General features: G+C 72.9%; 23 protein-coding genes. 11 read left to right on the top strand and 12 right to left on the bottom strand.

What is annotated here, in order from left to right:
• Window positions 1-303: 303 nt before the first annotated feature.
• Window positions 304-1,176, bottom strand: coding sequence for a sigma-70 family RNA polymerase sigma factor (locus tag ACEQ2X_RS17775; protein WP_370327182.1), 873 nt, complete (start codon window positions 1,174-1,176; stop codon window positions 304-306).
• Between the two features lie 198 nt (window positions 1,177-1,374).
• Here ACEQ2X_RS17775 and ACEQ2X_RS17770 point away from each other — a divergent pair, with 198 nt between their 5' ends.
• The 5 genes from ACEQ2X_RS17770 (at window position 1,375) to fliW (ending at window position 5,442) form a co-directional block, all read left to right on the top strand.
• Window positions 1,375-2,160, top strand: a complete 786-nt coding sequence (locus ACEQ2X_RS17770; protein WP_370327181.1) for a LuxR C-terminal-related transcriptional regulator — start codon at window positions 1,375-1,377, stop codon at window positions 2,158-2,160.
• A 90-nt stretch (window positions 2,161-2,250) separates the two neighbouring features.
• Window positions 2,251-2,763 (top strand): flagellar protein FlgN, encoded by a 513-nt coding sequence (locus ACEQ2X_RS17765; RefSeq protein WP_370327180.1) that lies wholly within the window; start codon window positions 2,251-2,253, stop codon window positions 2,761-2,763.
• A gap of 2 nt (window positions 2,764-2,765) precedes the next feature.
• Window positions 2,766-4,139 (top strand): flagellar hook-associated protein FlgK, encoded by a 1,374-nt coding sequence (flgK, locus tag ACEQ2X_RS17760; protein WP_370327179.1) that lies wholly within the window; start codon window positions 2,766-2,768, stop codon window positions 4,137-4,139.
• Between the two features lie 8 nt (window positions 4,140-4,147).
• Window positions 4,148-5,035 (top strand): flagellar hook-associated protein FlgL, encoded by an 888-nt coding sequence (gene flgL / locus ACEQ2X_RS17755; RefSeq protein ID WP_370327178.1) that lies wholly within the window; start codon window positions 4,148-4,150, stop codon window positions 5,033-5,035.
• Between the two features lie 11 nt (window positions 5,036-5,046).
• On the top strand, window positions 5,047-5,442 hold the full coding sequence (fliW, locus tag ACEQ2X_RS17750; RefSeq protein WP_370327177.1) for a flagellar assembly protein FliW: 396 nt from the start codon (window positions 5,047-5,049) through the stop codon (window positions 5,440-5,442).
• 14 nt (window positions 5,443-5,456) lie between these two features.
• On the opposite strand, the gene ACEQ2X_RS17745 is transcribed toward fliW, so the two are convergent.
• Both ACEQ2X_RS17745 and ACEQ2X_RS17740 read right to left on the bottom strand, forming a co-directional pair.
• A complete protein-coding gene (locus tag ACEQ2X_RS17745) occupies window positions 5,457-5,780 on the bottom strand; it encodes a type II toxin-antitoxin system PemK/MazF family toxin (RefSeq protein ID WP_370327176.1) in 324 nt (107 codons plus the stop codon).
• Entirely contained in the window at window positions 5,762-6,025 is a 264-nt protein-coding gene (locus ACEQ2X_RS17740; RefSeq protein ID WP_370327175.1) for a ribbon-helix-helix domain-containing protein, read from the bottom strand. Before ACEQ2X_RS17740 ends, ACEQ2X_RS17745 begins: the two co-directional genes overlap by 19 nt.
• A gap of 85 nt (window positions 6,026-6,110) precedes the next feature.
• On the opposite strand from ACEQ2X_RS17740, the gene ACEQ2X_RS17735 reads away from it, so the two are divergent.
• From ACEQ2X_RS17735 to ACEQ2X_RS17725, 3 genes are read left to right on the top strand one after another with little or no spacing between them, the layout of a single operon-like run.
• On the top strand, window positions 6,111-6,908 hold the full coding sequence (locus ACEQ2X_RS17735; RefSeq protein WP_370327174.1) for a ParA family protein: 798 nt from the start codon (window positions 6,111-6,113) through the stop codon (window positions 6,906-6,908).
• Between the two features lie 13 nt (window positions 6,909-6,921).
• Complete coding sequence (locus ACEQ2X_RS17730; protein ID WP_370327173.1) at window positions 6,922-7,341, top strand: hypothetical protein; 420 nt, start codon at window positions 6,922-6,924, stop codon at window positions 7,339-7,341.
• Window positions 7,342-7,343: 2 nt separating this feature from the next.
• The gene (locus tag ACEQ2X_RS17725) at window positions 7,344-8,159 is read left to right on the top strand and encodes an inositol monophosphatase (RefSeq protein ID WP_370327172.1); all 816 of its coding nucleotides are present in this window, start codon (window positions 7,344-7,346) and stop codon (window positions 8,157-8,159) included.
• A 56-nt stretch (window positions 8,160-8,215) separates the two neighbouring features.
• On the opposite strand, the gene ACEQ2X_RS17720 is transcribed toward ACEQ2X_RS17725, so the two are convergent.
• Window positions 8,216-10,348: a DEAD/DEAH box helicase gene (locus tag ACEQ2X_RS17720; RefSeq protein WP_370327171.1), complete on the bottom strand. Its 2,133-nt coding sequence runs from the start codon at window positions 10,346-10,348 to the stop codon at window positions 8,216-8,218.
• A 274-nt stretch (window positions 10,349-10,622) separates the two neighbouring features.
• Between ACEQ2X_RS17720 and ACEQ2X_RS17715 the strand changes: the two genes are divergently transcribed.
• Window positions 10,623-10,838 (top strand): hypothetical protein, encoded by a 216-nt coding sequence (locus tag ACEQ2X_RS17715; RefSeq protein WP_370327170.1) that lies wholly within the window; start codon window positions 10,623-10,625, stop codon window positions 10,836-10,838.
• A gap of 8 nt (window positions 10,839-10,846) precedes the next feature.
• On the opposite strand, the gene ACEQ2X_RS17710 is transcribed toward ACEQ2X_RS17715, so the two are convergent.
• The 8 genes from ACEQ2X_RS17710 to clpS form a co-directional block, all read right to left on the bottom strand.
• The gene (locus ACEQ2X_RS17710; protein WP_370327169.1) at window positions 10,847-13,177 is read right to left on the bottom strand and encodes a cell wall-binding repeat-containing protein; all 2,331 of its coding nucleotides are present in this window, start codon (window positions 13,175-13,177) and stop codon (window positions 10,847-10,849) included.
• Window positions 13,174-13,659, bottom strand: a complete 486-nt coding sequence (locus tag ACEQ2X_RS17705; protein WP_370327168.1) for a hypothetical protein — start codon at window positions 13,657-13,659, stop codon at window positions 13,174-13,176. Before ACEQ2X_RS17705 ends, ACEQ2X_RS17710 begins: the two co-directional genes overlap by 4 nt.
• Window positions 13,660-13,737: 78 nt before the next feature.
• Complete coding sequence (locus tag ACEQ2X_RS17700; protein ID WP_370327167.1) at window positions 13,738-14,322, bottom strand: hypothetical protein; 585 nt, start codon at window positions 14,320-14,322, stop codon at window positions 13,738-13,740.
• Between the two features lie 74 nt (window positions 14,323-14,396).
• Complete coding sequence (locus ACEQ2X_RS17695) at window positions 14,397-15,185, bottom strand: hypothetical protein (protein WP_370327166.1); 789 nt, start codon at window positions 15,183-15,185, stop codon at window positions 14,397-14,399.
• Between the two features lie 25 nt (window positions 15,186-15,210).
• On the bottom strand, window positions 15,211-15,732 hold the full coding sequence (locus ACEQ2X_RS17690) for a MauE/DoxX family redox-associated membrane protein (RefSeq protein ID WP_370327165.1): 522 nt from the start codon (window positions 15,730-15,732) through the stop codon (window positions 15,211-15,213).
• 248 nt (window positions 15,733-15,980) lie between these two features.
• Entirely contained in the window at window positions 15,981-16,577 is a 597-nt protein-coding gene (locus ACEQ2X_RS17685; RefSeq protein WP_370327164.1) for a TetR/AcrR family transcriptional regulator, read from the bottom strand.
• 37 nt (window positions 16,578-16,614) lie between these two features.
• On the bottom strand, window positions 16,615-17,139 hold the full coding sequence (locus ACEQ2X_RS17680) for a DUF2017 family protein (protein ID WP_370327163.1): 525 nt from the start codon (window positions 17,137-17,139) through the stop codon (window positions 16,615-16,617).
• A 1-nt stretch (window position 17,140) separates the two neighbouring features.
• Window positions 17,141-17,449 (bottom strand): ATP-dependent Clp protease adapter ClpS, encoded by a 309-nt coding sequence (gene clpS, locus ACEQ2X_RS17675; RefSeq protein ID WP_370327162.1) that lies wholly within the window; start codon window positions 17,447-17,449, stop codon window positions 17,141-17,143.
• Window positions 17,450-17,542: 93 nt separating this feature from the next.
• On the opposite strand from clpS, the gene ACEQ2X_RS17670 reads away from it, so the two are divergent.
• On the top strand, window positions 17,543-17,953 hold the full coding sequence (locus ACEQ2X_RS17670) for a hypothetical protein (protein ID WP_370327161.1): 411 nt from the start codon (window positions 17,543-17,545) through the stop codon (window positions 17,951-17,953).
• Between the two features lie 101 nt (window positions 17,954-18,054).
• A complete protein-coding gene (locus tag ACEQ2X_RS17665) occupies window positions 18,055-20,064 on the top strand; it encodes a cell wall-binding repeat-containing protein (protein WP_370327160.1) in 2,010 nt (669 codons plus the stop codon).
• Window positions 20,065-20,094: the final 30 nt, after the last annotated feature.

The following is a 20,094-nucleotide window of genomic DNA, read 5'->3' as shown; positions in this document are numbered from 1 at the left end:
TGACCACGAATGTCGGGTCACACGACGAATTGCGATATCCGCCGGCCGGTTGAACTTGCGGCTTACCCGCCCCCGACGGTGACGTAGACGAGGTCACCACTTCGGGTCATGCCCCTCCCACCACCAGAACTAGTACTCCCGAGGTGCGCTCCGCCCGCGCACTTCCTCATCGGCCGACCGCTGACCGGGTTGAGCACCTGGTTCGAGTACCCGGCCCCGAGACGCCGAAGGCGCCCTCGGCCTCAGCCGACAGCGCCCTCGGGGAGCCGCACCGGAGGGAGGCGCGGCCGTGATGTCCAACCCTCAGGCGGACATGGCCAACCGCTTCGCCAGGGGGGTGGGGGTGGCGGTGAGGCGGTCGGTGGTGGTGGAGTTGGTGGCGACGGCGGCGTAGTAGGCGGCCTTCTTCTTGGCGAGTCGGCCGGCCGGTCGGGGTTCGGCGGGGAGCATGTCGGGGTCGAGGTTGGCAGTGATCCCGGCGTGCAACAGGGCCAACGCTTCGCCGCGCATCTGGGAGATCCGGCTCTCGGAGACGCCGAGTTCGTCGGCGATCTCTTGCATGGGTCGTTCTTCGAAGAAGTAGCCGACCACGACGTGACGGAGCCGCTCGGGGAGGGCGACGATGGCGTCCATCAGGTAGGCCTTGCGTTCGCGGCCCAACAACTCGTCGAGGGGGGTGGGGTCGGTGTCGGGGAGCACGTCGGCGATCGACCCGTCTGAGACGAGGGACTCGTAGTTGAGCACGGTGCCGCGGTGGACGTCGTCGACGATGTTCTGGACGCGGTCGACGTCGGTGCCCATCTCGGCGGCGGTCTCTTCGAGGGTGGGGGTGCGGCCGTGGCGGGCGGTGAAGGCGTCGGTGGCGGCGTCCATCTTGCGGGCGGAGGCGCGGACGCTGCGGGAGGCCCAGTCGCGGCTGCGGAGCTCGTCGAGGAGTGCGCCGCGGATGCGGATCATGGCGAACTTCTCAAAGGCGATGCCGCGGGTGTCGTCCCAGGAGCGGGCGGCTTGGGCGAGGCCGTACATGGCGGCTGAGACGAGGTCGTCGCGGGAGACGTGGCGTGGCACCCGTCCGGTGATCTCGGCGACGCCGTACTGCACGAGCGGCAGGTTGGCCCGGATCAGAGCCTCCTCGGCATCGACCGAGCGGCGGGGGGTGACGGGGTGCTGTGCCATGGCGACACTGTGTGGCGAGCCGATTCCTCTCGGTATCCGCCGCCCGGGTGAATATCCTGGCGTCGGTAGGGTCCTGCGACGTAGAGCAGCGACGTAGCAGCCCGCCACCGCAGCCACCACCGGCGAGGGTCGTCCGAACTAGTACCAGTTCCGCCTGCACCGTCGTTCGGGGGGTGGGAAGCCATACTCGGGGACCACGTGACTGCTGACGACGATCTGGAGGACCTGCCGGTCGAGCGCCGCGCCGGGGACCGTCGCCAGCGCGACGTCCCCGTGGCGGTGGACCGTCGGCAGGGCGAGCGCCGGGCCAACAAGCTCGCACCCAAGCAGGCCTTCGCCGGGGTTGCCATCGTCGTCGACCCGTGGCCGCTCATGCGGGCCGGGGTCCGCCAGCTGCTCGAGGCCAGCGCCATGCGCGTCGCCGCGGATGACGCCGCCGCTGCTGTGGCCTGCCGGTCCGTGGGCGACCGCCTCGACCTGGCCATCATCGGCGCGACCACCGAACCCCTCCCCGAGGTCGTCGATCAGGTCCGCCGCCTCCCCGGCCCCGAGGCGGGCCAGACGCCGCGCGTCCTGATCATGCTGGAACGCGTCGAGGCGGATCTCCTCCGCCGGCTCCTCGCGATGGGTGTGGAGGGGATCGTGCAGCGCTCGATCGGTCTGGACGATCTCCGTGCCGCGGCCGAGCGGATCCTCGCCGGGCAGCGCGTCCTGTCCGGCGGTCCGCTGAGCGTCCTCGCATCCGCCGGACTCGAGGTCGCCGAGCCTGCGGTCGAGCGCACCGACGACGGCGGCTTGACGGCCAAGGAGCTCGAGGTCCTCAGCCAGCTCGCCCAGCACCAGTCCAACCGCGAGATCGCTGAGCGGCTTCACGTCTCCGCGGCGACGGTGAAGACCCACCTCTCCAACATCTACTCGAAGATGGGCGTCGCCGATCGGCGCCAAGCGGTCGTGGCCGCCGTGGAGCGGGGCCTCCTCACCTGAGTTCCCTCTCCCTCACGCGCGCGAGGGAGATTCGGGTCGACCGCTCAGGTGGACCGGACGGCGACCGATCAGACCCCCGAGGTGCGTGACATGAACTCTTCTCAGGGGATCCAGGTGGCCTACAGCGACGTCTCCAACATCCTGTGGCGTGAGCGCCAGCTGCTCGAGCTGCTCCAGTTCAAGCTGGAGGTCGAGCAGAGCCTGCTCGCGTCCGGGCGGAGCCGGTGGTTGGGCCACGCGACGCGCGAGATCGAGATGCTGATCGAGGAGGTCAAGCAGGTCGAGCTGGCCCGTGCCATCGAGGTGCGCGCCCTCTGCGACCAGCTGGGCATCAACGAGACCCCGACCCTCAAGGCGCTCGTCGCCGAGCTCGATGAGCCGTGGAGCGCCATCTTCGAGGACCACCGCCAGGCCTTCCTCACCGCCACCCAGGAGATCGTCGGGCTGGCCGAGACCAACCGCGAGCTGCTGGCCCGCGGCTACCAGGCCGCCCGCGAGGCCCTCGCATCCCTCGGGGCGGAGCGCGTCGAGACGTACGGCCCCAGCGGCATGCAGGTCAGCCGCAGCGGCAGGGACGTCCGCCTCCTCGACGAGGTGATGTAGCGATGCGGTCCACCTTCGGCGGCCTGCAGGTCGCCGCGTCCGGGCTCGCCGCGCAGCGGCGCGCGATCGAGGCCGCCGGGCAGAACATCGCCAACGTCAACACCCCCGGCTACAGCCGCCAGCGCGTCGACCTCGCCGCGATGGCCAGCCACACCGCGGGCATCCACACCGGGTCGGCCACCTGGGGCGTCGGCGTGCAGGTCACCGGTCAGAGCCGCATCGTCGACCAGTTCCTGATCCAGCGGGTGCAGGCCGAGCGCTCCTCCCAGGGGTTCGCCGAGGAGATCCAGACGACCTACTCGCGCCTGGAGCTGACGTTCGGTGAGCCCGGCGACAGCGGTCTCGCCGCGCAGCTCGAGGACTTCTGGAACGCGTGGGACACGGTGGTCATCGCCCCAGAGGACCTGGCGGCTCGGTCCGCCCTGCTCCAACAGGCCGAAGGCGTCGCCAACCGCTTCGCGGATCTGAGCGCATCGATGGATGCGCAGGTCGACGATGCGATCGAGCGGGCCAAGGTCGTGGTGGATGACGTCAACGCCACCGCGAAGCAGATCGCCCGCCTCAACACCGAGATCTCCGCGGCCGCCCAGCTCGGGACGAGCGCCAACGAGCTCATGGACCAGCGAGATGAGCTGGTTCGGCAGTTGTCGGACAAGGTGGGCATCTCGACCCGCATCAACGACGACGGGATGATGCACATCAACGTCGGCAGCGTCGCACTGGTCCAGGGCGCGAACGCCCACGAGATGGCGTTGCACGTGGACGGGGATCCTCCGACGTTGGCTCTGCACATGTCGAACACCACCCTCGAGGTGGACCCCCGGACCGGCAGCCTCGCAGCCTTGAAGACGTCCGTGAACGACATCATCCCGAAGCAGCAGACCCAGCTGGATCAGGTCGCCGCCCAGCTGGTCTCGTCGGTGAACGGCACGCACGTCACCGGCAACGACCTCAGTGGCACCTCTGGACGACTCTTCTTCGACGGGGCGTCCGCTCGTGACATCCGCTTGCACGGCGACGTCGTGGGACAGCCGGGGAACGTGGCAGCCGCGCTGCCGACCGAAGGGGTGTTCGGTGGCGGCAACGCCGCCCTCATCGGCGAACTCGCCGGCGGGCCGGCTGACGACGCCTACCGGACCCTCGTCGCCCAGTTGGGCGTGGACGCGCAGACGGCCTCTCGCGTGGTCGACCTCCAGACGAAGCTCACCCAGCAGGCCCAGGGGCAGCACGACGCGGTGTCCGGCGTCTCGATCGACGAGGAGATGACCAACCTCGTCGCCTACCAGCAGGCCTACAGCGCCGCCGCCCGATTCATGACCACCATCGACGAGATGCTGAACACGCTGATCAGCGGCACCGGCGTCGTCGGGAGGTAGCACACACCATGACGCGAGTCACCCAGGGCATGCTGAGCCGGTCATCGCTGGCCTACCTGCAGCAGAGCCTCTCCCGCACCGGTGATCTGCAGGAACGTCTCGCCACGGGGCGCCAGATCAACCGACCGTCGGACTCACCCACCGGGACCGTCACGGCGATGCTCACGCGCTCGTCGCTGACACGGACCCGTGGCCACCTCGCGGGTGCCGACAACGCGAAGGGTTGGCTGGACACGGCGGACTCCGCGCTGCAGGGTGCCTCGTCGATGCTGATCCGGGCTCGCGACCTGACGGTTCAGGGCGCGAACGCCTCGGTCGGCGATGTCGGGCGGAAGAACATCGCCTCTGAGCTGCGGTCCATCCGGGACGGGCTGCTCGAGATGGCCAACACCCGCTTCGGGGACCGCCTGCTGTTCTCCGGCACCGGCAACCCGGCAGAGCTCTTCGTCGACGGTCCCCTCGGCTTCGTCTACCAGGGGGACCCGCACTCGGTGACCCGGACCGTGGCAGAGGGCATCAAGCTGCCGATCAACGTCACGGGCACCGAGGCGTTCGGCCCCAACGGGAACACAGTGTTCGATGTCCTCGACCAGGTCATCGAGGACCTCGAGCTCAACCCGGACGCCGTCAGCGGCCACCTGGCCTCGATCGACGAGGCGCACAACCGCCTGCTCACCGCGCTGGGCACGATCGGGGCCCGGGCGAACCGGCTCGAGAGCCTGGTCGACCGGGCCACGGACCAGGAGATGAACTTGCGCACCCGACTGAGCAGCGTCGAGGACGTCGACCTGCCCGAGACCATCATGGAGCTGCAGATGCAGGAGGTCGCCTACCAGGCCGCCCTGTCCGCCACCTCACGGGTCATCCAGCCCTCTCTGCTGGACTTCCTGCGCTAATGTCGGCCCTCATGACCGCCGCCGCCACCACGCTCGAGTTCGTGACGGCCGTCCCCGGGTTCCCCGAGGCACGCGCATGGACCCTCGAGACCTGGGGAGACGACGCGAACAGCCCGTTCAAGGTCCTCACCGCCGATGACGTCGCCGACCTCGCGTTCGTCGTCGTCGACCCGTTCGGGTTCTTCCCGGACTACGAGCCGACGCTCGACACCGCCACGGTGGACGCGCTCGGCCTGGGGTCAGCTGACGATGCGGACGTGTACGTCGTCCTGACCGTCGGGGAGACCCTGCAGGACACCACCGCGAACCTGCTCGGGCCGGTCGTGGTCAACCGCACCAACGGCCGTGCGGTGCAGGCGATCCTGCACCAGCCAGGCCTGTCGACGAGGGCACCGCTCGCCAGCTGAGCAGCTGACCGTCGTCAGCAGTCCAACGTGGCGGCGGCCACCGCGCAGATGAGGTGCTGCCGTCCAGGTGCCAGCGCCCCCAGCCGGCGGACCAACATCGACTGCGGGAAGGGCCGCAGGTTGTCGAAGCTGGCCACCGAGGCGTGCGGCAGGCCCTCCCCCTCGTCGAGCGGGAGCTCGCTCGGCACCGAACGGATCCTGGTGGTGACAGGTGCGACCAGCACCCGACGCATCACGGCGTTCGCGGCGTCGCGGCTCACGACGAGGAACGGCCGTCCCTTCTCGTCCGGTGCCTCTCCCCACCACACCTCACCACGGGCTACCACCACTTCTCCCACGGTTCGTCCTCGATGGCGTCGATGGCGAGTCGTTCGGCCTCTCGCAGCTCCTCCGGCGTCTCCGGCACACGGCGGAAGCCGTCGGCGAAGGCCTGATCGATCTCCCGCTCCCGGGCCTCCTGGATCACGTGGTCGAGTCCGGCTCGGACGGCCTGGGAGCGGCTCGTGAACCGGCCGGAGCGGACGAGATCGTCGATCGCGGCGAGCGTGGCGGACGGGAGCTTCACCGCGATCTGACTGGTCATACCGCGAGCATACCCACCGGTGGTGCGAGGCTGCTCGCGGTGCGCACACGGGGCGACGTCCACGAGACAGGTAGCCTCGACGGCCATGAGCGCCGTCGTCTACGCAGTGGCCAACCAGAAGGGTGGCGTCGCCAAGACGACGACCACGGCCAGCCTGGCCGCGGCGCTGCGGGCCCGGGGGTTGAACGTGCTGGTGATCGACCTCGATCCCCAGGCGTGCCTGACCTTCAGCTTGGGCTACGACCCGGACGAGCTGAGCCCGACCCTCCACGAGGTCGTGACCGGCCGGACCGAGCTGTCGGCGACCGTCGTCCGCCACGACGAGTGCGACCTCGCACCGGCCAACCTGGACCTGTCCGGGGCCGAGGTCGCCCTGCTCAGCCGGACCGGCCGGGAGTACGTCCTGCGCGCCCAGATCGAGGACCTGCGCGACAGCTACGACGCGATCTTCCTCGACTGCCCGCCGTCGCTCGGGGTCCTGACGCTGAACGCGCTGACCGCGGCCGACAAGGTCGTCATCCCCCTGCAGTGCGAGACGCTCAGCCACCGCGGGGTCTCCCAGCTGCTCGAGACGATCGCGGACGTCCAGCACCTCACCAACCGCGGCCTCGAGGTCGCCGGCCTGGTCGCCACGATGTTCGACAGCCGGACGAACCACTCCCGCGAGGTGCTGGAGGACGTCCAGACCCGCTACGACCTGAAGGTCATCGGCGTCCCGGTCCGCAAGTCCGTCCGGTTCGCCGAGGCGCCCAACAACGGCAGGACGATCCTGTCCCACGCGCCGAAGGTGCCCGGCGCGGCGGCCTACAGGGTGATCGCCGCGGAGCTCCACGGCCTGACCGTCCTGCCCGAGGACCGCGCCGCCGCGGAGGGTGGGTCATGAGGAGGGGGACCCCGTGAGCGGCTTCGACCGGATCAAGCCGCCGGAGCGCCGGCTGCTGGAGCGCGAGGAGTCCCGCCAGCCCGACTCCTCACGCGCCGACCGGGAGGGGCGCGCCGCCCTGTTCAGTGCCTCCGCCCCGCCGTCCACCCCCGGCGCGGGCGCTCGTCGCCGGTCGCCCGAGCCGTCCCCGCGGACCCACGAGGCCGGGGAGCAGGACCGCGCCGACCGTCCCAGCCCGCCGGCCGGCCGCAGCCCGGTGCACGTGGAGTGCAGCCACTGCGGCGTGTCCTCACCCCTCCACCTGGGTGACGCGATCCGGCACGCGATCCCGCTGGTCCTGGTCGCGCCCTGGAAGTCCCACCCGGTCTTCGCGCGCTGCCCCGCGTGCGAGCGCCGCGCCTGGCTCAGGCCGCGCGTCGGTCTGCCCCGCTAGCGGTGGCGGGTCGCGACGACCCCGCGGGCCTGCTCGCGGTCGCCGAAGAGGTGGCGCGCACGGCCGGTGCCGTGCTGCTCGCGCACCAGCGCCGCCTGCGCGCCGGCGAAGACGCCGGTGTGCAGACCAAGTCCAGCGCCACCGACCCGGTGTCGGTCGCGGACGCGGATTCCGAGCGCGTGCTCGTCGAGGCGCTGACCGCCGCGCGTCCCGATGACGGGCTGCTGGGGGAGGAGGGGGCGCACCGCCGCGGTTCGACCGGGCTCCGCTGGGTCGTGGACCCCCTCGACGGCACGGTGAACTTCCTGTACGGCCACCCCGGGTGGTCGGTCAGCGTCGCCGTCGAGCGCGAGGAGCCCGACGGGACCTGGCGCGGCATCGCCGGCGCGGTCCTCGACCCGGTCGCGGACCAGCTCTTCGCCGCCCACGTCGACGGGCCCGCCACCTGCGACGGGATCGAGATCGCCGTCAACGACCCGGTCGAGCTGCCCCACGCCCTGATCGGGACGGGGTTCAGCTACGAGCGCGACCGCCGGCTGGTCCAGGCCGAGGTGGTCACGCGGGTCCTCGCCGCCGCGCGGGACGTGCGCCGTGTCGGCTCGGCGGCGCTGGACCTCTGCGCGGTCGCCGCGGGCCGGGTCGACGGGTACTACGAGGACACCACGCAGCGGTGGGACTGGGCCGCCGGGGTGGTCATCGCCCGGCAGGCGGGCGCGGTCGTCACCCCGCTGACCACGCAGGCCGGGACGAGCGGCGTGGTCGCCTCCGGCCCGGCCCTGCACGCCGACCTCGTGGCACTGGTGACCGCCGGCAGCTGAGTCGAACCGGGGGAGCCCGGGCCGGATGCGGCCGGCCGACCCGCGCCCCGCCGACGCTACGGCAGGTGGACGACCTCGAGCTTCCGGCTCAGGCGGGGCTTGCCGTCGCCGCGAGCCTCACCGACGTCCACCGTGCTGCGGCCGGAGCGGCCCCCACGCCCGCCGTTGCCCCGGTCCGAGCGGGACCGGCCGGACCGGCCACCCCCGTCCCCGTTCGAGCCACGGCCGCCGGAGTCGCGCCCGCCCGAGTCACGACCGCCTGAGTCACGCCCGCCCGAACTGCGCCCGCCCGAACTGCGCCCACCGGAGTTGCGACCCTTCGACGACCGGCGCCCATCGGCGTTGTCCGACCCGCCCTCGGACCCTCCCGATCGGCTCTTGGACTGACGTCCCTTCGACTGTCGGCTCTTGCCGTCGTCGCCGGACCGGCTACGACCACCGGCCCGGGTGGAACCGCCGGCCTGCTCCGAGTCGCGGGTCCCACCGGATCCCTCACGCTTCGAGCGCGTCCGGGTGCGGGTGCGGGACGACCCGTCGGACGAGGAGTCCTCGTCGTCGGAGCTGGTGGGCTGCTCCTGGCCGCTCGAGTCCGACCCACGGCCTCGGGAGCGACGGCGGGTGCGGGTGCGACCCTCCCCCTCCCCCTCGTCCTCGGAGGATGTGGACACGTCCTCGGTCGGCTCGAGCTCGACCACGGTGGTGTCGCCCTCGACGGTCTTGGTGCGGGTGCGCCGGCGGGACCGACCGCGGGTGCGGCGGATGCCGTCGTCATCACCGTCGTCTGACGACGCAGCCTCCGACGACCGTCCCTCAGACGACCGTCCCGTCGACGATGACTCGTCCGACGACGTCTCCGACGTCTCCCCGCGACGTCCGCGGCCTCGACGGCCACCGCCGTCCTCGCCGTCACGCGACCCCGACCGCGACCCGCGACCGCGACGGGCCTGCGGGGGCGAGGGGACCTTGGCCTTCTCCTCGCGCGCGGGCAGGTCGAACAGCTCGTCCAGCAGGGGGGAGGTGGAGAAGACCTCGTGGATCTCCTCCTCGATGCCGAGCTCGCGGCGGATCATCTCGACGCGAGGGAGCTCGTTCCACACCGCCAGCGTGATCGCCACGCCGTCCGCGCCCGCCCGGCCGGTCCGGCCGATGCGGTGCAGGTACATCTTCTCGTCGTCCGGGCAGTCGTAGTTGACGACGTGCGTCACGTCGTCGATGTCGAGCCCGCGGGCGGCCACCTCGGTGGCGCACAGCACGGTGATCTTGCCGTCCCGGAACTTCTGGAGGGCGCGCTCGCGGGCCTCCTGCCGCAGGTCGGAGTGGATCGCCTGGGCGCTGACGTCGCGGTCGCGCAGCTCCTCGGCCAGGGTGTCCGCCATCCGCTTGGTCCGGCAGAACACGACGCACAGCCCACGGCGCGGGGTCTGGAGGATCCGGGCCAGCACCGCCGGCTTGTCCATGCGGTGGCAGCTGAAGAAGTACTGCTGGGTCTTCGGCGCGATCGTGACCTCTTCGACCTCGGCGCGCATGAACGTCGGCTTGGACATGTAGCGACGGGCGAGGCTGACGATCTGGCTCGGCATGGTCGCGCTGAACAGCAGGGTCTGGCGCTCGTCAGCGCACATCTCGACCAGGGCCTCGACGTCGGGCAGGAACCCGAGGTCGAGCATCTCGTCCGCCTCGTCCAGCACCAGCCCGGCGACCTTCGACAGGTCCATCACGCCGCGGCGCGACAGGTCGAGCAGGCGACCGGGGGTGCCGACGACGACGTGGACGCCCTCGGCGAGCGCGTCGATCTGGGGCTGGATGGCCTTGCCGCCGTAGACGGCGAGGACGTCGACGCCGCGGCCGCGGCCGGCCTGGGCGAGGTCCTCGGTGACCTGGAGGCACAGCTCGCGGGTCGGGACGATGACGAGGACCTGGAGGCCGCCGTCGACGTCGACGCGCTGCAGCATCGGCAGGCCGAACCCGAGGGTCTTGCCGGTGCCGGTGCGGGCCTGCCCGATGATGTCGGCGCCGGACAGCGCCAGCGGCAGGGTCATCTCCTGGATGGGGAAGGGCTCGACGATGCCGACGGCCTCGAGGGCGTCGCAGATGGCGTCGTCGACCCCGAAGTCCCGGAAGGTCTTGGTGGACGGCGATGTGGTGGACGGTGTGGTGGACGAGGTGGCGTCCGTCGTGGTGGTGCTCACGTGGCTCTCTGTTCGTAGATCTCAGGTGGGACCGGCGCCGGGTCGGTGAAGAGGTGGCGCGCGGTCGGCGTCCCGCAGCCGCGGAGCGCGGTCAGCGCTCGGCGGGGGAGGGCCCGGTCGGCGTGATCGCACGCGTCCGGGGCGTCGCACCTGACGTCACCGCGAGGGGCGCGGGTCCGCGAGGACCGCACCGTTCCTCCTGGGGCCTGCGTGGCAGGCGATGGGTACCGTCAGGGATCAACTACGACCGTCACTGTACCGCGAGGGGACGACCATGCCCGCCACCCTGACCGTGACCGACGACGCCCTCGAGGTGCTGAAGCCCCTGTTCAGCCAGGTCGAGGGCAGCTGCGAGGTCTGGACCGACGCAGAGGTCGTGACCCGCATGCTCATCCGCGGGGTCATGGCGTACGGCCAGACCGCCGGCAAGCCGTTCGCCGAGATGACCGAGGTCGCGAAGGCCCTCCGCACCCAGATCGAGACGGCGTAGGCCCCCTGCTAGCCGCCGCCGGGGGAGGGGGCGGGCGCGGGTGTCGGCGACCCGGTCGGCTCGTCCGTCGGCTCCGCGGTGGGCTCCGTCGTCGGCTCGTCGGTCGGGGTGGGGGAGGGGTCCGGATCCGTCCCCGTGCTCCCGCCCACCGGGATGGCGGCGAGTTGGTCGTAGGCCTGCTCGGACACCGCCGCGGCGCCGCCCACCACGACGACCCGCTGCGGTGAGATCCGCTCGATCGCGCGCCGGGTGACTCCCGGGACCGAGTTCTCGGTGACCAGAAGCAGGGCCGCGTCGAGCGCCGTCGAGGCCGCGCCGGCGGCGAGGGCGTCGGCGAACTCCTCACCCGTGGCGATCAGCACGACCTCGACATCGCCCAGGTCGACGGAGGACTCCACGACCGCGACGGCGGTGTCGAAGCGGGACGGACCCTCGATCCGGGTCACGTCCGCGCCGGTCACGTCGCCGACGAACCGCTCCACGTCGACCGTGATCGCCGCCGTCCCGCCTACGATCACGATCCGATCGGGATCCAGGCGGCGCAGCTCGTCGAGGGTGGCCTGGGGCACCTGGCCGGGCTCGGTCAGCAGCAGCGGCGCGCGGTCGCGGGCCGCCGCCGGGCTGGCGGTCAGGGCGTCGGGGAACGTGCGGCCGCTGGTCAGGTAGACGATCCGCGACCCCGTGGACCCGCCATCGGTGGCATCGCTGCCAGACCCATCGCTGTCAGACCCCTCGCCGGAGCCGCCGTCGTCATCAGCGCCACCGTCCCCCTCACCCAGCGACGTGATCGCCTGCGACACCGCGGCCGCCGTGGCGAACCGACCCTCGCCGGCCAGCCGCTCGACGTCGACGCCCCTGCCATCGACATCGAGGTCCTCGACCGCTCGCTCGACCTGGCTGCTCAGCACCGACTCGCCGCCGACCAGGACCACCCGGTCGACGCCCAGGCGGACCAGCTCGTCCGCGGTCGCGGAGTCGAGCGCGTCCCCGCCGGTCAGCAGCACCGGCCCGCCGGCGATCGCCGCCAGCACGCCGCCGGCGAGCGCGTCGGGGAACGACCCGGACGCCGCCAGCACCGCCATCGGCGCCCCGTCGGGGTGGGATTCGGTCGACACGCGCACCGCGGTGCGGACGCGGTCGTCCCCGCTCCACCGGGACACCTCGGCGGTGGCGGGCCACTCGCCGGGCCGGTCGCTCAGCTCGACGTCGGCCGGCAGCAGCCGGACCTCGCCGGTGGAGGGATCGTGGGCCAGCGACCAGCCGGCGGCGAAGTCCACCCGCGACCGGCCACCGGGGGCGTCCTGCACACCCGTCACCGGGAACCCGAGCCAGCCGGCCGGCCCGCCCCGCCGGGCGTACTCGTCGTCGATCGGCCCGTGGACGGCGTGCGCCTCACCGGTCGGGGCCAGGTACAGGCCGCCCCGCTCGGTGGGGACCACCTGGCCGCCGGCGACGTCCACAGGGTCGCCGCTGACGTGGCCGAGCACCCCGTTCGGGCCGTCCAGGGCGGCGTACGCCAGCCCGGTCGGGCCGACCAGCACGACGATGCCGAACGCCGTGGACCGGGTGATCACGCCGTTCTCGTACTGTCGCCAGGATCCGCCGTCGGGCGCGGCCAGCTCCTCGGACGTCGGTGAGCCCAGCGCCGAGCCGACCAGCCCGAGGTCCTGGTAGACGACCGCGATCTCGGTCGGGTTGGGGCTGTTCAGGCAGGTCGAGTTGTGGTCCCGCGTCCGCTCGTCGCTGCGGACGGTGGTGGTGCAGGAGGAGTCCCACTCCCACGGCGGGGTGCAGATCACGACCCGGCACACGACCGGGGTGGTCCCGCGGATCTGCTGGTTGCACTGGCCGTAGCGGAAGTTGTTGCAGCACACCCGGCGGCGGTCGCAGGAGCCCGACGCGCAGCGGCACGAGCACCTGGACTGCGGCAGCCGGTTGCAGTCGATGACGTAGCGGTCCTCCCCCCGGCAGAACGCCGACGAGGACACCTTCCACCAGCCGGCGACGTACGAGCCCGGCGGGCAGGTGTTCGCGCCCCCGTTGATGGTGCAGCAGAACGCCGTCCAGCCCTGGCTGCACTCGTTCGCCGGCCCGCAGGTCTGGGCGTACGCGGTGCCCGGGCGCAGGACGTAGTCCAGCGGGTTCACGGCCAGCGCGGTGCCGACCATCGCGGCGCGCTGCAGGAAGCTGCGGCGCCCGCGGTCGCGGCGGGGCCGCAGCAGATCGGTCGCACGGGCGACCGCGCGCTGGGCGAACGTGCCGCCGGCGCGGACGTCGGTGGCGCGGACGTCGGTGGCGCGGCCGTCGCTGGCGGGCGTGTCGGTCAGCAGGAGCGTCATCGCGGTGCGATCTCCAGGCGTGAGAGGACGTCGTCGGCGGTGCGGACCAGGCGCCGGGCGTTGTGGCGCGAGCCGAGCACGACGTAGAGGCACAGGGCGCGGCCGTTCTCGGTGCAGAAGTGCTGCCAGCCGGCCTGACCCGGGATGGCGCGCTGCAGGCCGTTGCCGGCGAACGCCCGGTGGTCGAGGGACCGCGGCAGCGGGCCGGTGTCGAAGAGGGGGGTGCCGACGCTGTCGGCGCCGTACTCGAGGACCGCGACGAACACGTCCTCGGTGCCGAGCAGGTCGACCGCGCCGGATCCGAAGTCGCCCCGCAGCGACGGCATCTGGGTCGTCGACAGGTGCAGCACCGGCGGGGTCTGCAGGACGCGGCCCTGGAACGCCGCACGCTCGTGCGCGGTCCTGCTCGCCTCGCCCAGGCGGACCGCGCCCTCCCAGGGGGCGGGCAGGTCCACGCGGAACCCGTGGGCGTCGATGCGCATCAGGTCAGTCCTCCACACGTCGGTCGGAACCGGACTCTAGTGCCACGGAGCGCACGCACACCCCTACGACCTGCCACGTCAGACCACCACCGCGACCAGCGCCGCCGCACCGGCCAGCCCCTGCAGGACCGGCACCGCCCGGGCGACCCGCGGCCGGACGCGGTCCATCCAGGCCAGCGTGCGGCGGAGCGCGCCGACGGTGCGGACCCGGCCGGCGGCCAGCAGCGGCAGGGCGCGCACCAGCCCGAACGTCAGCCCGACCAGCGCGCCGAGGCGCGGGTCGGCCAGCAGCGCCGCACCCAGCCACGTGGCCCACACGACGCTCGATGGGATCACCGTCACCAGCCCGGTGCCGAGCTGCAGGCCGTACCCGCCGCCGTACACCCAGCCCCGGTAGCCGGTCAGCCAGCGCTCGTCGACCTGGCGGTGCAGGCTCGGGACGCCGACGGTGAGGTCGGCCACGACGCCGACGAGGGCGACCGCGGCGATCAGCGCCAGGCGCAGCTCCTCGGACAGCCCGGACAGCGCCAGCGCGCCCACCCCTCCCACGAGGGTGCCGACCGCCGCCCCGCCGACGACCGAGCCGGCGAGGTAGGCGGTGACGGTGACGGCCCACCGCTGGCCGCGTCCGCGCTCCCCGACCGGGGAGATGCTCGAGAGCATGGACTCCCCTCAGGGGGACCACTGGGTGCGCACCGCGGCCATGACGGCCAGCGCGGTGACGACGACGAGCGGGGTCACGTGGCCGGTGGCTCGTCGCCCGGCGCGGTCTCCTCCTGCCCGGGGTAGAGGCTCGGGTCGCCGGGGCGGATCCCGGCGTTGAGGAGCTCGGCGTCGGTGTCCCGCTCGACCTCCATGTCGCGACCCGCCTTGCGGGTGCGCGGGGTGTCCTCGCCGACGTAGGCCAGGTCGCCGCTGGCCTGGGCCAGCAGGTTGGCGACCTGCTCCCACGACCCGCCGGTGCCCTCGCCGATCACGCGGCCCTCCGCCCCGCCGACCAGGACCGCGTAGGGGGAGCCGGGGACGGCGTAGTCCGTCCACGCCGCGGAGCTCATCAGGTGCACCGCGCCGTGGCGGGGGATCAGCTCGGCCAGCTCCGACGGGCTCTCGGCGTCGAGGTCCTTCGTGACCGCGACGACCCGGATGCGCGAGGGCAAGCCGAGGCCACCGGGCTCGCGGAGGGCGTCCCAGAAGCTCCGGCAGGTGAGGCACCCGCTCGAGAGGAACAGCAGGAGGGTGTCGTGGCCGACGCCGGAGACCCGGACCGCCTGGCTGCCGCCGTCGAGGGTCGCGCCGGACAGGTCGATCGCCGGCCGGCCGGTCTTCGCCGCGGGTGCGGGCGCCTGGTCGCGGCGCCGGCGGCCGGCTGCAGGGCCGGACGCGCCAGAGGGGCCGGAGGGGTCGCCGATGCCGGCGCCCAGGTCCTCGAGGGCGCGCAGGACGTCGGCGTTGGTGCGCAGGAGGCCGATGACCATGACCGCCAGCAGCGCGACGACGATGGCGAGCAGCGCGACGACGACACCCATCCCTACCCCTCCACCCGGGTCGTGGTCACAGGTTCGCCGCCTCGGCCAGTCCCGCCCGCTCGGTCATCGCAGTCACCAGTGCGACCCCCGTCGCGACCAGCACCGCGCCGGCCAGGAGGGCCAGGACGCCGGCGTCGGCGCCCACCTCGGCCAGGGGGAGGGGTGGGGCCGCCACGGCGGCCAGGGAGACCACCGCCAGCCCGGCGTCGACGGCGATGTGCAGCTTCGGGATCGGGTAGCGCCGGACGCCGAAGCACCCGCAGTCGACCTGGGCGGCGCGCTGGTGCAGCGACACGCCGGTCAGGGCCAGGTAGGTCACCAGCGAGACCACGGCCCCCACGAGCCCGCCCGCGACGACGATCACGGCGCCGACGGCGATCTCGCCGAGCCCGAGCACCCGGGCGGCGACCCGGCCCGACGGCAGGTGCAGGCGGTGCAGGGCGGCCATCGCCGCGTCCGGCACGACCAGCTTCGTCCCGCCGGCGTACACCAGCAGACCGGCGCCGAGCCACAGCACGGCGGTCAGCACGTCACGGGCCAGATCCATCGCCCCGGCAGCCTAGGTCGCGCGGTCGCCGGCGTCCGCGGTCGACGGCCACCGGGCATGACCTGAGATCTGAGCTTCAGCTCCGCCGGTGCGACCAACTCCCAGATCTGGGTCCCACGTCGGCCGACCGTGACCTGAGATCTGAGCCTGAGCTCCGCCGGCACCACCAACTCTCAGATCTGGGTCCCACGTCGCGCCCACGCGACCACGCGACAACGCGACCGCCCAGGTCCCCGACCGGCAGATCCCTACGAGCGCTCGAAGCCCGCTAGGCCGCGCCAGACCAGGCGGGCGAGGAGTTGGACGGCGTCCTCCTTCGCCTCCGCCGACGCGCCGGCCTGGTCGACCCACCACTGCGCCCCCGCCACCGCGAGCCCGCGGACCCCGGTCGCGAGCAGCTCCGCCGACGGCGTCGACAGCCCCGCGTCGGCGGCGATCAGCTTGGCCACCGACTCGGCGACCCCCTGCTGGGCGGTGTCCACCACCTCGGCGATCTCGGCGTCCGCTGAGTCCGCGGTCAGGAACAGCAGGCGGAAGCGGGGGTCCTCGACGAAGTCGAAGAACGCCCGGATCGCGCCGAGGACCCGCTGGCGGTTGTCCGTCGTGCCCTCGAGCGCGCTGGTGACCTGGCGCTGCATCTCCCCGACCGCGTCCTCCACCAGGGCCAGGTACAGCGCCCGCTTGGACGGGAAGTGCTGGTACAGCACGGGCTTGGACACGCCGGCCGACTCGGCGATCGCCTCCATCGACACCGCGTGGAAGCCCAGCTCGGCGAAGCGCTCGCCCGCGACCGCGAGCAGCTGCTCGCGTCGCTCCGGTGCCGTCAACCGCCCTCGCCGATCCATCCCGACGCATGTTACCCGCTGGTAACCCGCCGGCCGGTCAGGCGTCGTCCAGGCCGCCCATCAGCAGCAGGACCATGCCGTTGAGCAGGTCGCCGAGGTAGGCGAGGACGAGCACCGCGTGGTCCTCGCGCTCGTCGGCGATCTCCTCCACCCGCTCCCAGTCCGCCTCGGTCTCGATGCCCACGACCCTGCTGAGGACCTGGCGGCCGTCCTGGAGGACCGCCAGCCACGCCTCCACCTGGTCGGGATCGAGGTCGGTGCGCCACCGCCCCTGGGTCGTCCGCCCGCCGTGGAGCGTGTCGACGAACGTGTCGAGGAGCGTCCGCTTGGTGTCGACCAGCGACCCCATCATCGCGTCGGCGTACTCCATCTCCTCGAGCGGGTCCTCGTAGGCCCGGGGGAACAGCCGACCGGTCAGCTCGTCCGGCGGGGTGTCGGCGTCGACGCCGGCGATGACCTGGCGGAGGGTGGTCGCGACGTCGAGCAGGACCGCCCGCTCGGCGTTCGGCAGCGTCACGCGGATCCCCCCGCCGGGTTGGCGGACCAGCCGTCGGAAGAGCACCTCAGCCCCTCGTCAGGGTCGCCTGCAGCCCGTGGGCGTGCAGGCGGTGGACGTCCATCTCGGCCTTCTCCCGCGGACCGCTCGAGACGATCGCCTTGCCCTCCTCGTGCACCTGCATCATCAGCTGGGTCGCCGTGGCCTCGTCGTAGCCGAACAGCTTGCGGAGCACGAAGACGACGTAGCTCATCAGCGTGACCGGGTCGTTCCACACCACGACCTCCCACAGGCGCTCGGAGTCGTCGCGGGTGTCGGTGGAGGTGACCTCCTCGCGGTCGGGGGCGACCGTCGGGGTCGACGAGGTGAGGTGCATCCGGCAGCAGCGGCGCGGAGGGTCGGGGGCGCGCCGAGGGGCCTCAGCGTAGCGTCCGGTCAGACAGCCGACCCCTGGAGGAGCGAGCCCTCGATGAACCAGATGCCCGTCCCGGACCTGCCGTTCCGACCGCTCGTGACCGTCGTGCGGGTCTGGCCGGACCTCGACGCGGTCGAGGTGGTGCTCGAGGACGGCGGCCGCAGCGCGACGGGCGAGGTTGCGGTCGAGGGTGACGACCTGCTCGCGGCCGCGGGACGGGCCACCTGCAGCGCGGTCTCCCAGCTGCTCGTGCTCGGGACCGAGGTGACGCTCCGCTGGGTCGAGGAGCACCCCGACACCCCCGTCCGGCGGGCGCTGATCAACGTCGGCGTCGACGTGACCACGGGCGAGGACGCCGAGGAGCTCCTCGGCTCGGCGTTCGTGCGGAACGACCCGCAGGTCGCCGCGGTCCGGGCCGTCCTGCACGCCCTCGCCCGCCGGGTCACCGCGTCGATGCGCCGCTGACGCCGGTCCGCTCAGGCCACCTCGGGGTCGGGGACGTGCGGTACCGTCCCGGCCCGTGGCGGCCGCCGGGGTCGCCGGTGCGGATGCGGTCAGGAGCGACGGTGGAACACGCTGCGGTGCGACGAGGTGGGTGGCGGACGTTGGTCGCGGTGGCGGTCGCCGCGCTGCTGGTGGGGGCGGTGATCCCCGCCGCGGCGCAGGGCGAGAGCCGGCGGCTCGCGGCCGTCGAGGACCCGGTCGGGGCGGCGATCGCGCTGTCCGAGGAGACCTCGTCGGTCCCGGCCCGCCAGGTCGTCCTCGGCCGCTCCGACGTGTTCGCCGACAACCTCGCCGGCGCCGCCCTCACCCAGGGGAACGGCCCGCTGCTGCTCGTCGACCCGGCGCCCGCACCGCTCGCCGACGAGGTGCTGGCCGAGATCCAGCGGGTCCTCGGCACCCCGCAGGCGAACGACGAGCGGTGCGGCAACGTGCCGGCCGACGTGCTCGTCCTCGGCGGCGTGTCCGCCATCAGCGAGGACGTGCTCGACACCCTCCGCGACGAGGGCTACTGCCCCAGCCGCCTCGCCGGCGACGAGCGGGTCGGCACGTCGGTGGCGGTGGCGAGCCACATGCTCGCGGAGTTCCTCGAGCCCGGCGCCAGCCGCGGCACCCTGCTGATCGCCACCGCCGGGAACCCGGCGGACTCCGCGTCGGCGAGCGCGTGGGCGGCCGCGAACGGGTTCCCGATCGTGGTCACCGGCCAGGCGGCCCTGGACCCGCAGGTCCGCGACCTGCTCACCCCGGGCGACACCGCCTGGGAGGAGGTCATCCTCCTCGGCGGCGAAGCGGCGCTGTCCGCCGAGGTCGAGGAGCAGGTCATCGACGCGGTCAGCCAGCAGGGCTTCGTCACCACCGTCCGCCGCGTCGCCGGCGTCAGCCGGGACGACACCGCCTACCTGGCCGCCACCGAGCTGTGGGACACGAGCGCGGTGTTCACGGCGATCATCGTCAACGGCTTCCGGCCGGACTTCTGGACCACCGCGCTGCCCGCGGCGGCGGTCGGCGGGCTGTTCGGCGCCCCGCTGCTCTACGTCAACCCCGGGGGGGTGCCGGCGAACGACGGGATCCCCGAGACGACGACGGAGCTGTTCCTCCGGGAGTTCCCGATCAGCACGCTCCTGACCGTCGGACCGGAGTCCGAGGTGCCGGAGGCGACCCGCACCGCGGCGGAGGGCATGCTCGGGTCGGGCGTCGGCCCGGACGACCCGGACGAGGAGCCGGCGGCACCGTTCCTGTTCCTCGACGACGGCGTCGTGTACGACGGCGAGGGCCAGGCACTCACCCCGCCGGGTGAGGAGGTCACCGGGTTCGACGTCAACGCGGACGGCGACATCGCGATCACCGTCGACGGCGACCTGTTCTGCCTCTGCGGCGGCATCGGGACCGACAACCTCCAGGTGCTGCACGCGCCGGAGACCGCCGAGCAGCTGTCGAATCCGGTGTTCACCCCCGAGGGGACCCACGTCGTGGTGACCAACACCTTCGAGGACGCCCAGGACCTGCAGGTCGTCGACCTCGGCGGCGAGGACGCCCGGTTCATCACCACCACCGGTGACGCCGACCCGATCCTCTCCGACCAGCAGTTCAGCCCCCACGGCGGCGTGGTGATCACCGCCCTCGGCGGCGAGCTCGCCACGGTCCACCTCGACGGCAGCGGCGCCGAGCGGCTCGACCTGTTCGGCTTCGGCCCTGCGATCAGCCCAGACGGGACGACCATCCTGTTCACCGACGGGGACGGCACGTTCACCGCGCCCTCCGGCGGGGGCGACACGGCCCGCCTGAACGATCGGGTCGGTGAGATGGCGTGGCTCGACGACAACGTCATCATCCAGGTCGACGCGATCGCCGGTGAGCTCTGGGCCCACGACCTGCGGGGAGCCGACACGCAGCTGACCGACGACCTGCCCGGGATGATCTACTCCCTGGACGTCCACCCCGCAGAGGGGCAGGCGCTGGTCAGCAACCAGAGCACCGTGCGCCTCTACGACGTCGCGTCGGCCACCGAGGTCGTCAGCCTGGCCGGCGACGACATCCAGCAGGTGCGCTTCGGCGCCGCCGCGGCGGGGGACTAGCCGCCGGAGCCCGCACCGGCCGCCCGGTGG

Origin of the sequence: Euzebya sp. (genome assembly GCF_964222135.1) — a bacterium.
In the GTDB taxonomy this organism is placed as follows: domain Bacteria; phylum Actinomycetota; class Nitriliruptoria; order Euzebyales; family Euzebyaceae; genus Euzebya.
Note: the sequence above shows the minus strand (reverse complement) of the source record. Positions and strands in the feature narration are given on the sequence as shown.